The organism is Nocardia sp. NPDC102475, assembly GCF_055584605.1.
Window position 1 is genome coordinate 73,001 of record NZ_JBVJLS010000015.1, and the last position, 12,705, is coordinate 85,705.

The window sequence follows — 12,705 nt, forward strand, 5'->3', positions numbered from 1 at the left end:
GTGATTACACAATCATTGTGTGCATACAACTGTTGGAGAGCTGACGCCGCGTCGCAAGTTGGTGGTATTGGCGACGTGTTGCCTGAGCCTGCTGATCGTGTCCATGGATTCGACGATCGTGAATGTCGCAGTGCCTGCGATTCGAGCGGATCTGGAGGCGCCGCTGGGTCGGCTGCAGTGGATCATCGATATCTACACGCTCACGCTCGCGAGTCTGCTGATGCTCGCTGGTGCGACTGCGGATCGGTTCGGGCGGCGGAGGGTGTTCCGGATCGGGTTGACGGTCTTCGCACTGGGGTCGCTGGCCTGCAGCCTCGCGCCGAATATCGAAACCCTCATCGGTGCAAGGCTTTTGCAGGCCATCGGCGGGTCGATGCTGAATCCGGTTGCGATGTCGATCATTACGCAGGTCTTCACCGGGAAGGTCGAACGTGCTCGCGCGGTGGGTATTTGGGGTGCGGTCGTCGGTATTTCGATGGCCTTGGGGCCGATGGTCGGCGGCGTGCTGATCGATGCGCTGGGGTGGCCGTCGGTGTTCTGGATCAATCTGCCGATCTGTGCGCTCGCACTGGTTCTGACGACTCTATTTGTGCCGGAATCGAAGTCGGCCACGGTGCGCGGACTCGATCCGATCGGGCAGTTGCTGGCGATCGCATTTCTGTTCACGGTGGTATTCGGGTTGATCGAGCGGTTGCCGGTGGTCTTCGTGGTGTCGGCGGTGGCCCTCGCGGCCTTCCTGTGGCAGGAATCGCGGCGCTCGGATCCGTTCATCGATCTGCGCTTCTTCCGCAGTGTGCCGTTCGCGTCGGCGACGGTGACCGCGATCTTCGCCTTCGCGGCGCTCGGCGCGTTCCTGTTCACCTGCTCGCTGTATCTGCAAGAGCTGCGCGGTTATTCGGCGGTGCACACCGGGGCGCTATATCTGGCCATGGCGGTCGCGACGCTCGTCTTCTCGCCGCTGTCGGGGCGTCTGGTCGGGCGCTACGGAACCAAACCCTCACTGCTCGCGGCGGGCGTCGCGATGACCATCGCCGCCGTGCTGCTCACTCGACTCGATGTGGCGACTCCGGTCTGGCACCTGCTCCTCGTCTTCGCGATCTTCGGAATCGGCTTCGGCATGGTCAATGCACCGATTACGACGGCGGCGGTCAGCGGGATGCCACTGGATCGCGCGGGCGCCGCGGCGGCGGTCGCCTCGACCAGCAGGCAGGTGGGCGTGAGCATGGGTGTGGCGCTGTGCGGCGCGCTGACCGGTGCCGGTCTGTGGTGGCTGATTGCGGTTTTCACCGCCGGAATCGCCATACTCGGCATAGTCGCGAACACCCGCTGGGCCGCGCGGTCCCGCGATCGCGTCGCCCCGATATTGGAAGAGAAGGTCCCCGCACATGCCGGATGACGTACCCACCGCCGACGAGGTGTGGGCCCAGCTCACCAACCTGGTGATGGATACCCGTGACTCGTGGAAGCGGGCAGTCACCGAGCGAACCGGCTTGCCGTTCAGTCGAATTCGCATTCTGCGCCGCCTGCGTCCCGGCCCGCTCACGCTCAACCAGATCGCGCAGGCGACCGGCATGGATGCGCCCGCGACCACGGTCGCGGTCAATAATCTCGACGGACTCGGCCTCGTCGTGCGCGAGATCGACCCGACCAACCGCCGCCGCAAACAGGTCTCCATCACCTACGCCGGTCGCGCCGTACTCGCACAGGCCATGGCCACCCCCGACCCTGCCCCGGCCGCCGTCGCCGCCCTGTCCCCCGACGACCTGCGCTCGCTGCATCAGCTCTTACGCAAGCTCGAGCACTGACTCATTTCACCACTTCGGAGCGGCACACTGTGCTTCAATCGTGTGTAGAACGTGTTCCAGCTCTGGGAGGTGGCCATGGCCACGCCGTCGATTCCCGCCGGATTCGATTTCACCGACCCGGACCTGTGGGCGAAACGCAGACCCACCGCGGAATTCGCGGAGCTGCGCCGAACCGCACCGGTCTGGTGGTGTGCCCAGGCCGACCGCTCCAGCGGCTTCGATGACGGCGGCTACTGGGCGGTCACGAAACTCGAACACATCAAAGAGATCTCGAAACATCCGGAGATCTTCTCCTCCACGGCGAACAGCGCGATCATCCGCTATCAGTCCACCATCACCCGCGAACAGCTCGATATGCAACGGCTGATTCTGCTCAATATGGATCCGCCGGACCACACCAAGAATCGACGCATCGTGTCCAAGGGCTTCACCCCGCGCGCGGTGGAGGGCCTGCGAGCGGCACTCACCGAGCGTGCGGCCCGAATCGTGCACGAGGCCAGGAAGTCCGGCAGCGGTGATTTCGTCGAGCAGGTCGCCTGCGAATTGCCGCTGCAGGCCATTGCCGAACTGCTCGGGGTGCCGCAGCAGGATCGCAAGAAGCTGTTCCACTGGTCCAATCAGATGATCGGCGCCGACGATCCGGAGTACGCCACCGATGCGCCGACCGCACAGCTGGAATTGACCGGCTATGCCTGGACCATGGCCGAGCAGCGGCGCGCCTGCCCAGCGGACGATATCGTGACGCAGCTGGTCAATGCCGATATCGACGGTGAGCATCTGGGTTCGGACGAGTTCGCGTTCTTCATGATCCTGCTATCGGTGGCGGGCAATGAGACCACCCGCAATTCGATCACCCACGGTATGAAGGCCTTCGTCGACAACCCGGACCAATGGCAGCTCTATAAGGAGCAGCGGCCGCGCACCGCGCCGGATGAGATCGTGCGCTGGGCCACCCCCGTCTCGGTATTCCAGCGCACCGCGACGCGCGATGTGGAGCTCGGCGGGCAGTTGATCCGCAAGGGACAGCGCGTCGGATTGTTCTACAGCTCGGCCAATTTCGACGAGGACGCCTTCGAGGATCCGTTCAGGTTCGATATCTTGCGCGACCCCAATCCACACGTCGGATTCGGCGGCGCGGGCACGCACTACTGCCTCGGCGCGAACCTGGCCCGGCTCGAGATCGATCTGATGTTCAATGCCATCGCCGACACCATGCCCGAATTGAGTCAGATCGCCGAACCCGAGCACCTGCGCTCCGGATGGCTCAATGGCATCAAACGGTGGGAAGTACGTTTCGATTGATGCACGCGACCTCGGCAAAACCGTTGCGAGCGCGCATCATGTAACTATGGAACCTGAACCAGTGCGGGTGCGGGTGATCCTGTTGTTCGGCGATCGGGCGCAGGTGCAGACACCATGGCATCCGGTACATTCGCCCATGTGGATACCGGCTGCCGATATCGCCGAACAGGCCGGGCTGCCGCAGAACGAATTACCAGGACGGGAGTTCTGGGCCTCCGGTGATGAGCACGGGTTGACCGGTTTTCGGCTGGTCTTCGATCCACGGCTCTGATACGCGTCCGAGTCTCGCAGTGCGGCACACACATCCGCGTGCCGCGAGAGCGCCCGGAAATCGTGAACTAGTTCGCCACCATGTCGTACTTCAGCAGCGCGAAACCAGTGGGCACGGTGGCGCTCATCGAGATGCGATCCCCGGACCAGGTACCGACCAGCGCGGCAGCGCCGCCGGCGCAATCCACGCCTTCCGCGGTGAGCATCGGCAGCGGGTGGATGCGGTGGCGGTCCTCGCCGTGCCGGACCGTCGCCTTGTCCACATAGGTGCGTTTGTCATGATTGAGGATGTAGCGGCCGATGAAGCCGTTCTGCGGTGCGACCAGCGGGGCGACGGAAGCAGCCTTGTCGTAGAGGCTGGTCTGCTTCCCCACCTGCGGTCCGGCCCACACCACCCGCGTCGGCACCGTCAGGAGGCGCTCCACACCCTGGACGAAGTCATCGCCGATCCAGGCGCGTTTCAGGAATCTGATCTTGGGTTCCAGATACCCGATCAGCTTGTGGTCGGCGTCCAGGAAGACGGCTCTGCAGAACTGCCCCACGGGGGTGATTTCCTCTCTGGGATAACGGCTTTCGGACAATCTAGCCTGCGAGCATCGTTACGGCTCGGCAGGGTGGTTACAGTCGAGTTACCGGCATGTTCAGTTCTGGCTCGCGACGACTCGGGACCGCTGCTTCGATGCGCGAGATAGGCTCGGCTGATGCGATACGCCATTTCGGTTCCGCAGCTCATTCCCGACGGATCATTCCAACCGGAAAATCTGCGGGCCTACCTGGATCGAGCCGAGGCGCTCGGCTTCGAGAGCGCATGGACGACCGAGCAACTGCTCGGATCCGCGCCCAATCTGAGTCCGATCGAGTTGTTGACCTTCGCGTCCGCATGCAATGAGCGGTTGCGGTTCGGATGCGCGGTGTTCGTGACGCCGCTGCACAATCCGGTGCACCTCGCCAAACGCATCAGCACGCTGGACCAGCTCACCCGCGGCCGGCTCGAGATCGGCGTCGGGATCGGCGGACGCAACCGGATGTTCTCCGCCTTCGACGTCGACCCCGCCGACAATCTGGTGACCCGCTTCAACGAGGGCCTGCGCGTCATGAAGGCACTGTGGACCCAGCCGCGTATCGATATCGACGGCGAGTTCTGGCAGCTGACCGGCGCCACCATGGAGCCGAAACCGTTCCAGAAGCCTTATCCGCCACTGTGGTTCGGCGGCAGCACACCCGCGGCACTGCGGCGCGCGGTCCGGCACGGCAACGGATTCTTCGGCGCCGGATCGAGTACGACGGCCAAATTCGCCGAACAGGTCCGGTACGTGCGCGAGACCCTGGCCGAAAACTCTGGCGCCCCAGCGGATTTCCGCATTGCCAAACGCGTCTACATCGCGGTCGACGACGACCCGGCACGGGCCGAACAGCGCGTGGCCACCGCCCTGACCGACTTCTACGGCGAATTCGGAAAAACCCTGCTGCCCGTCGCCGTACACGGCACGCCCAAGGACTGCATCCAGGGCCTCCGCGAGGTGGCCGACGCCGGGGCCGAAATGATCCTGATCAACCCGCTGTTCGACGAGGCCGCTCAAATGGAGCGCATTGCCGCGGAGGTGTTGCCACACGTCGACTGACGGGGTGCGGTAACGCCAGCGCGACCCCTGGCAATGAACAGACACCCACTTCGACCGCTTCAACGGCGTAGACATCCGCGGCAACGACTCCCCCGACGCCTTCGCCTACGCATCGATGCGACTCGAGTAGACCATGGGTATCCGGGGAGACCGGTCACGAACATTTCGAGGCCGTCCACGGTTGGCGGCGAAATTCTGAGCTGGTGTCAGCGCGGGTCGGGAGCTTCGACGGGCTCGTAGCCGAGGCGGACGTCGTGGGTTACTTCGCCGCCGGAGACTGTTACCCGGGTGGTGACGGGCGGGTAGCCGCGGGCTATTACGGTGTAGTGGCCTTCGGGGAGGTCGGTTACCAGGTAGCGGCCATTGGCGTCGGTGCGGGCGGTGGCGGTGAGGTCGCCGGATGCGTCCAGGACGGTGATCTGGATGTCCGAGACGGCTCGGTCGCCGTCGGCCCAGGCGGATCCGGCCAGCACGGCCATCGATGCCATATCGATGTCGTGATGCAGGAGACCGCTGTCGGGAATGGTGAGGGTGGTGGCGCTGGGGCGCATATGTTCGGCGACGGCCACCAGGGTGTAGGTGCCCGAGACGACGCCGTGACAGACATACGCGCCGTCGCCCGCGGTGATGGCCGCGCCGACGACCTCACCGTGGATATCGGTCAGTGTGACGGTGGCACCCGGCAGCGGGGTACCGCGACCGGCCGAACGGACCACACCGGACAATTCGCCGGAGCCGGTGAGGGTCAGGTCGAGCAGCTGTGCGCGCTGTCCGATGGCCACGCTGACCGCCTCCGGCCGATGTCCGGTCGCCGATGCGATCAAGACGTAGTTGCCCGCGGCCGGCGCCTCGATCCGGTATCCGCCGTCGGCATCGCCGCTCGCGCGCGAAACCTGGTGTCCCCGTTGGTCGATCAGGGTCAGCACGGTGCCGGGTACCGGTCTGCCGTCCTCGCGTCCGATCCGGCCGCCGATCGATGCGCCTCCGTATTCGGGGCTCGAATGCGACTGCGGCACAACGGCGGCCACATATACACCATTGCTTTCGTGCTCCACTGAGACTCGGCTGACCGCGCCCGCCAACACCGGTTCGGGTTCGGAGAGCACCTCGGCGGCACCCTCCCAAACCTGTGCCTCAGCCCAACTGTCCTCGGCCTCAGAAGGCACCTGCTCCACAGCAGGTACCGGATTATCTTGCAGCGGAATCTCTTTCATGAACATCAGCACCAGGCACGCTAGCAGCGCCACCCCTGCCGCGGCATAGAAGACGCCGTGCATCGCATCGGTGAACCCGATCAGAATGGGCACTCTCAGCTCGTCGGGCAGCGCCGCGATTCCGCTGGTATTGCTCTGCATGGTGCTCAACTGCGCGGCATCGAAGCCGGGAGGCAGCGCACCACCGAATGCGTCGATGATCCGGTGCGGCAACAGGTTGAACAGGATGGTCAGGAATACCGCGACACCGAGGGTGCCGCCCATCTGCCGGAAGAAGGTCGCCGACGCGGTCGAAACACCCATATCCGAACGCGGACCGGCATTCTGCGCCGCGATGATCAGGGTCTGCATGCAGCAACCGAGCCCGAATCCGATGACGCCGCCGTAGACCAGCGGCTGCCATAGCGGACTGTCGTAATGCACTCGGCCGTAGAGCGCCGCGCCGACCGCGATGATGAATGTCCCGATCACCGGCAGGATCTTGTAGCGCCCGGTCAGTTTGGTGGTCAATCCGGCCAGCTGCGAGCCGAACATGATCCCGAGCACCAGCGGGAGCATCAGCAGACCCGATTTGGTCGGCGAATATCCGCGCACCACTTGGAAGTACTGCGGCACCATGACGATCGCGCCGAACATCGCGATACCGACAATGAATCCGCCCGCGATGGTCACGCTGAAGGTCGAATTCTTGAACAGCCGCAGGGGAATCAGCGCCGCATCCTTCATCAGGAATTCGACGAGCACGAACAGCAGCAGCCCGCCCGCACCGATCCCATAGCAGATCAGCGACCGCTGCGAACTCCAGCCCCAATCCCGGCCCTGTTCGGCGACGATCAGCAGCGGCACCACACAGGTCGTCAATGCGACCGCGCCGAACCAGTCGATGCGGTGATTCTGGCGCTGATGCGGAGTATTGAGCACCTTGGCGACCACGCCGAGCGCGAGCACGCCGATCGGCACGTTGACCAGGAACACCCAGCGCCAGCCCTCGAGACCCCAGAGTTGGTCGTAGTTCGAGAAGAAACCGCCGAGCACCGGCCCGAGCACGGTCGCGGTCCCGAAGACCATCATGAAATAGCCCTGGTAGCGCACCCGCTCCCGGGCGGGCACGATATCGCCGATGATGGTGAACGCCAACGACATCAACCCACCCGCGCCCAAACCCTGGAAGGCGCGGAATCCGGCGAGTTCATACATCGAGGCGGCGAAGGTGCAGGCCACCGAACCGATGACGAATAGTCCGATCGCGGTGAGGTAGAACGGCTTTCGGCCGTAGATATCGGCCAGTTTGCCGTACAGCGGGGTGGTGATCGTCGCGGTGATCAGATATGCCGTGGTCGCCCACGCCTGTTCGTCGAATCCGTCCAGGCTGTTGGCGATCCGCACGATCGCGACACTCACGATGTTCTGATCCAGCGCGGCGAGGAACATGCCGAGCAGCAGTCCCGACAGGATGGTCAGGATCTGCCGGTGCGACAGTGACGTACCCTCACCGCCATCCAGGTCCGGCGACTTTGCCGGGGCCTGGGTGGTCGAATTCGTCATAATTTGAGCCCTAGTTCTGATCGGCTATCCGTGGTGGAAGTGTCTCGAAACCTGAGTCGAGCCGGTCGAGCAGTTGGCACACTGCGCCACAAGCGATCTGCCCCCCACACGCCGATCACCCGTAACTAGTTGCGCTCGCTAATATACATACGGCCGCTCAGGGCGAAACGGCCTGGTCGGATCATCCCGGCATCCAATGCCTCAACGGCCGAGCGGATCCGGCCGGCACTGCACCGGATCGCTGGCTACGGCTCGGCCGCAGCCGAAAATCATCACGGGCTCGGCGTGATTCGATGGATCCCAGATCTGGTCGACGCTGAGCAGACCGACCCACTTGTCGGTGGTCACCCGGCCAGACCGCGCGCCGAGGCTGACCGAGAAGTCGAGTACGCCGCTGCTCGAGCGGAATCGTCGGCGATCAGCACGACCTGTTTGTCACCACAGGACTTGTTGAGGCTCTGCAGAAAGTCCGGAAATTCCCAATCCCGACCGGCGAAGAACATCACCTCATCGCAGGTGTCCACACCATCGGCCCGGGTGAAGCCGCCCTGGCGATCCCATGACCCATCCCAGGCTCCCGGTCTCGTCGGCAATCAGTGGCCGTGAGTCAACCACCGTATTCCGGGACCGGTCCCGCAAACTCTTGGCATACTTGGATCTATGTTTTTCAATAGGCGTTGAACTGGTCGCGCCAGCGCGGATTCAGTTCGTCGGCAAGGAGTTCGGGGGCCGAGATCTTGTTCGGGTTGCCGTCGGAGGTGTAGCGCTGGTCCGGATGCTGGTCGAGGCGGTCGAGCCAGTAGGCGGAAGCGAAGTCGACCTCGGCCCTGCCCGACCGGATGCGTGGCACGCCAGCGGGATCGACCTGGCCGAATGGCGAGGGTGCGGGTTCGGCGCCGACCAGTAGCACGGCCTCGAACGCATAGTGCGTGCCGTCCCAACTTCCCGCGGTGGCGAGTGCACGATCGGTCGGGAAAATGCCGAGCGGCAAGGCCATCGTGCGCACCCGATTGCCGGGGGCCGCGGTTGTGATCGCGCGCAGGTTCTCGACCAGCTCGCGTTGCACCCCGGTGCTGTCCAGGCGACCTAGATTGGCGTGGCTCGCGGTGTGCGCGCCGATTTCGTATCCGTGGGCGGCCAGCCAGGGCAGTGCGCGCGCGTCACCGGCGAACGGCTCGTTATTGACGTAGAACGTCGCGGTGGGCCGGAAGTCCGGATGGCGCGCGCCGAACTCCTCGAGAATCCCGATCGCGGTGTCCGGGGCGACCTTCGCGTCCTCGGTGAACCGAAGTTGAGTGATGGTGGAGTCGTCGAAGGTGAGCACCACCGGGTGGGTGCCCGCGGGGATGTCGATATGGCCGGAGATGTAATCGGCGACGGTCACCGGTCGGTAGTTCTCGCGGTGCAACCGCTCGAGTTCGGCGCGGAACTTCTCCGGAGTCTGGTCGTATTCGCCGACCGGAGTCGGTGTCACCTGGTGGTACATCAGGATGGGGACGAGTCCGAGTTCGTTGGCTCCCACCGCAATCGGATCGGGCGTCGGTGTGGCCACCGGAACCTTTTCGATGGCCGCCGGAACCGGAGCCGGCGCTGCACCACATGCGGTGGCCGTTGCGAATATCAAGGCCGACAGGACAACCCGAGTTCCGATAGCCGAGCACCGCACCACCGATCGAACGGTACGCGGTCACATGGAATCTCGGTTGCGAATCGGCATAACCATGCCCGATGGAGCTGTCCGAGGTAGATAGTTAGGCAATAGCGACGGATGAAAGTTGGTGTGCGCGTTGGACAAATTGGTCCCGATCACCGGGCGATGGCGGCTCGCGGCAATAGCGGTTATCGGAGTTTTATCAATCCTCATCGCATCCGTGATCATCGGCGCCAATCGGTCCGAGCCCGCGGGTTTGGCGCTGGCCGGATTACCGGACGGAGTCGTCGGCGCCGGCACGCTGACCGGTCTGGTATTGCGCGTGGACGCCCACGGCCACAACCCGAACGATATGCGGCTCGAACTCGACGGCAAGGCGGTGAACGGCACGGTCGAAGGCGATTCGGTGGTGTACCGGCCCGGACCGCTCACCGATGGTGACCACAAGTTCACCGCCGAAATACCACGCGGGGGCATACTCGGCCTGTTCAGCGCCGGTCCGGGTGTGACCGCGACCTTCACCGTGGATACCGAGGCGCCGAAACTCGAGGTGACCCAGCCGGGTACGGCCGGATCATATCGTCAGCCGATCACGTTGCGCGGCAAGGAATCCGGTGCGGTGCAGGTCTCCGTCGGCACCCAGTCGGTCACACCCGCCGCGGACGGCACCTTCGAGATCACTCTGCCGCGCGCACCGGTCGGCGGTGCGGTGACCGCGGTCGATGTGGCGGGAAATAGGGCGACGCAGGCGATTACGACCTCGGTCGATATGCCCCGGGTCAAGGCCGTGCATATCACGGCATACGGATGGGCATACGATGGTTTACGCGAGCCCATTCTGGATATGGCCCGTGAGGGGCGCATCGACACCGTTCAGCTCGATATCAAGGATGAGGACGGGGTTATCGGCTACGACTCGCAGGTACCGCTGGCACGGCAGGCGGGTGCGGCCACCAATATCTACGATGTGCGCGCCGCACTGCGGCAATTGCACGAGATGAATCTGCGAGTGGTCGGGCGGATCGTGGCGTTTCGCGATCCGACCATGGCCGAATGGGCATGGCACGCAGGACATCCGGAATGGGTCATCCAGAATCCCTCCGGTCAGCCGTATGCCAGCAAGTACGGTGCGATCGCTTTCACCAATTTCGCAAATCCCGAAGTCCGCAAGTACAACATCGATCTCGCGACCGAGGCGGCCGAGCTCGGCTTCGACGGAATAATGTACGACTATGTCCGGCGGCCGGACGGTGCGCTGTCGCAGATGCAGTTTCCGGGACTGACCGTCACGCCCAGTGAATCCATCGCCGAGTTCCTGCACGAGAGCCGGGATCCGGTACGCGACAAGGGCGCGAATCTCGGTGCCGCCGTGTTCGGCATCGCGGCGACGCGCCCGGATGAGATCGCACAGGACATTCCGGCCATCGCTCGGTATGTCGACTATGTGGCTCCTATGCTCTACCCGTCGCATTGGAATGCCGGTGAATACGGTGTGGCGAACCCCAATGCCCAGCCGTACGACATTATTTTCCGTTCGCTGGCCGACTTCTTCAGACAGACCGACGGTACCGGCGCGAAAGTCATTCCGTGGCTACAGGATTTCAGCCTCGGGGTGAACTACGGCGATGCCGAGGTCAAGGCGCAGATCGATGCCGCGGCGGCCGCGGGGACGAACAGCTTCATTCTGTGGAACGCGGCGTCGCGGTACCACTCGTGGGCCGTCGTGCCCGGTTGACTCCTACTGGTCCGCGTGGCAGGTGACGTCGGCGGCGGGCAGGATGCCGTCGGCGTAGTAGGTATTGATCGCATTGTTGACGCAGGCGCTCAGGTCGGGACGGAAAGTCATGTGAATGCGGACGTCCTGCAGTGTGACCATGCGGGATTCGGATAGGTGCTGATGTAGTCGGGCACCGTGGGTATACGGGGTTCGAGCGTCACCGGTCGCCTGCAGGATGAGGGCGGAAACCGAATTCCGCACGGTGGTGGCGGGTTCGACAGGCCGGGGCCAGAATGCGCACGGCTGGATATTGTTGGCCAGCGGACCGAATATCGGCTGCGTCGCACGGCTGGCTTCGATATTGTTCGCGTACCACGCCGGATCTGTCGGTGCTGCGGCATCACCGCAGGCGATCTGGGCCAGGACGGAGTTCTCCTCGGACCGCAAGGCCTGCAAGACGATTTGCAGGCGTGGCGCCCGCGCCATCGCGGGTGGGCCGCCCGCAGCGTCGGCGATCTCACGCAATGTTTCGGCCAGTGCTTGATTACGCCGGAAATCGGTCACCATGTTGTGCAATAGAAATGGCAGCCAGTGATCGTCGATCGGGAAGTCGTCGATCACGATCGGTTGCCGTGCCGCTGCGGCGAGCAGCTCCGTCAGCGATGCACGCACTTCGGTCGGGGTCGAACCGAAGTGATACGTATCATCCTGTCCCGCAGCCCAATTCGACCATTCGTCGATCGCCCGCTCGTCCGACGGACCCCAATCCTGGACGAGGCCGGTCCAATACCGATCCGGATCGATGGCGCTGTCGAACACCATCCGGTCGCTGCGTTCCGGGAACATCTGGGTGAATACCGCACCGAGGTAGGTGCCGTAGGAAACGCCGTAATAGCTGAGCTTCGGCTCGCCCAGCGCGACTCGGATGACATCCATATCGCGAGCGGTATTGCGGGTGGTGAGCTGGCGCACCTTCACCGGATCATCGGCCAGACAACCCTCGGCCATAGCCGCCGACAGCGCGGTTTCCCGCGCGAAGCCCTGCGAATCCAGACCCGCCGAATGGATCATTTCGCCCACCGGCCATCCGCAGCGCGGCGTGCGCCCGGAGCCGCCGACACCACGCGGGTCCATACCGATCAGATCGAAACGGGCCCGTACCTGCGGGGTGAGCACGTCACCGAGCAGATCCACGGTGTCCAGACCCGATGCGCCGGGACCACCCGGATTGGCCAGCAGGACGCCATGGCGCTGATCCGGATCGGTGGCCCGGACCCGGGATATCGCGATCTTCAGCTTGCGATCGTAGGGCCGCAGATAATCGAGCGGCACCAGCACATCGGCACATTCGGCCCCGGCCTTGTCCAAATCCTCGATACCGCAGGCATGCCAGTGCAGCCGCTGGTGATAGAACCGGTATGCCGGATCGACCTGCGCCCCGGGCACGGTGATCAGCGCCGCCCCGGCCGCTACCAACACCAACCACCGCAAAAGCCTCGCCGACAACCCACTCGCCTCTCACCGCCAAATCCCGCAACTTCGTACCACGCCTCGCCGCAGAGCACCCTTGCCACATTTG

The 12,705-nt window shown here is 64.1% G+C and carries 12 protein-coding genes; 6 read left to right on the forward strand and 6 right to left on the reverse strand.

Going from position 1 to position 12,705, the window contains the following annotated elements; all coding sequences use genetic code 11:
- Positions 1-19: 19 nt before the first annotated feature.
- The 4 genes from ACZ60G_RS26005 (at position 20) to ACZ60G_RS26020 (ending at position 3,378) form a co-directional block, all read left to right on the forward strand.
- Entirely contained in the window at positions 20-1,396 is a 1,377-nt protein-coding gene (locus tag ACZ60G_RS26005) for an MFS transporter (RefSeq protein ID WP_465813094.1), read from the forward strand.
- Complete coding sequence (locus ACZ60G_RS26010; protein WP_465813095.1) at positions 1,386-1,805, forward strand: MarR family winged helix-turn-helix transcriptional regulator; 420 nt, start codon at positions 1,386-1,388, stop codon at positions 1,803-1,805. The genes ACZ60G_RS26005 and ACZ60G_RS26010 overlap by 11 nt, the downstream gene beginning before the upstream one ends.
- A 75-nt stretch (positions 1,806-1,880) precedes the next feature.
- On the forward strand, positions 1,881-3,107 hold the full coding sequence (locus ACZ60G_RS26015; protein ID WP_465813097.1) for a cytochrome P450: 1,227 nt from the start codon (positions 1,881-1,883) through the stop codon (positions 3,105-3,107).
- A 46-nt stretch (positions 3,108-3,153) separates the two neighbouring features.
- Positions 3,154-3,378, forward strand: coding sequence for a hypothetical protein (locus tag ACZ60G_RS26020; protein WP_465813099.1), 225 nt, complete (start codon positions 3,154-3,156; stop codon positions 3,376-3,378).
- 67 nt (positions 3,379-3,445) lie between these two features.
- Here ACZ60G_RS26020 and ACZ60G_RS26025 read toward each other — a convergent pair whose 3' ends face one another.
- Entirely contained in the window at positions 3,446-3,919 is a 474-nt protein-coding gene (locus tag ACZ60G_RS26025) for a hypothetical protein (RefSeq protein ID WP_465813101.1), read from the reverse strand.
- Positions 3,920-4,078: 159 nt separating this feature from the next.
- Here ACZ60G_RS26025 and ACZ60G_RS26030 point away from each other — a divergent pair, with 159 nt between their 5' ends.
- Complete coding sequence (locus tag ACZ60G_RS26030; RefSeq protein WP_465813103.1) at positions 4,079-4,999, forward strand: LLM class flavin-dependent oxidoreductase; 921 nt, start codon at positions 4,079-4,081, stop codon at positions 4,997-4,999.
- Between the two features lie 206 nt (positions 5,000-5,205).
- On the opposite strand, the gene ACZ60G_RS26035 is transcribed toward ACZ60G_RS26030, so the two are convergent.
- The 4 genes from ACZ60G_RS26035 to ACZ60G_RS26050 all read right to left on the reverse strand — a co-directional run bounded on the left by ACZ60G_RS26035 (position 5,206) and on the right by ACZ60G_RS26050 (position 9,310).
- Entirely contained in the window at positions 5,206-7,758 is a 2,553-nt protein-coding gene (locus ACZ60G_RS26035) for an MFS transporter (protein ID WP_465813104.1), read from the reverse strand.
- 201 nt (positions 7,759-7,959) lie between these two features.
- A complete protein-coding gene (locus ACZ60G_RS26040; RefSeq protein WP_465813106.1) occupies positions 7,960-8,106 on the reverse strand; it encodes a hypothetical protein in 147 nt (48 codons plus the stop codon).
- Positions 8,103-8,351, reverse strand: a complete 249-nt coding sequence (locus tag ACZ60G_RS26045) for a hypothetical protein (RefSeq protein ID WP_465813108.1) — start codon at positions 8,349-8,351, stop codon at positions 8,103-8,105. Before ACZ60G_RS26045 ends, ACZ60G_RS26040 begins: the two co-directional genes overlap by 4 nt.
- Before the next feature lie 74 nt (positions 8,352-8,425).
- Entirely contained in the window at positions 8,426-9,310 is an 885-nt protein-coding gene (locus tag ACZ60G_RS26050; RefSeq protein ID WP_465813110.1) for a polysaccharide deacetylase family protein, read from the reverse strand.
- Between the two features lie 235 nt (positions 9,311-9,545).
- On the opposite strand from ACZ60G_RS26050, the gene ACZ60G_RS26055 reads away from it, so the two are divergent.
- Entirely contained in the window at positions 9,546-11,144 is a 1,599-nt protein-coding gene (locus tag ACZ60G_RS26055) for a putative glycoside hydrolase (RefSeq protein ID WP_465813112.1), read from the forward strand.
- Between the two features lie 3 nt (positions 11,145-11,147).
- On the opposite strand, the gene ACZ60G_RS26060 is transcribed toward ACZ60G_RS26055, so the two are convergent.
- Positions 11,148-12,632 (reverse strand): alpha/beta fold hydrolase, encoded by a 1,485-nt coding sequence (locus ACZ60G_RS26060; RefSeq protein ID WP_465813114.1) that lies wholly within the window; start codon positions 12,630-12,632, stop codon positions 11,148-11,150.
- Positions 12,633-12,705 lie beyond the last annotated feature (73 nt).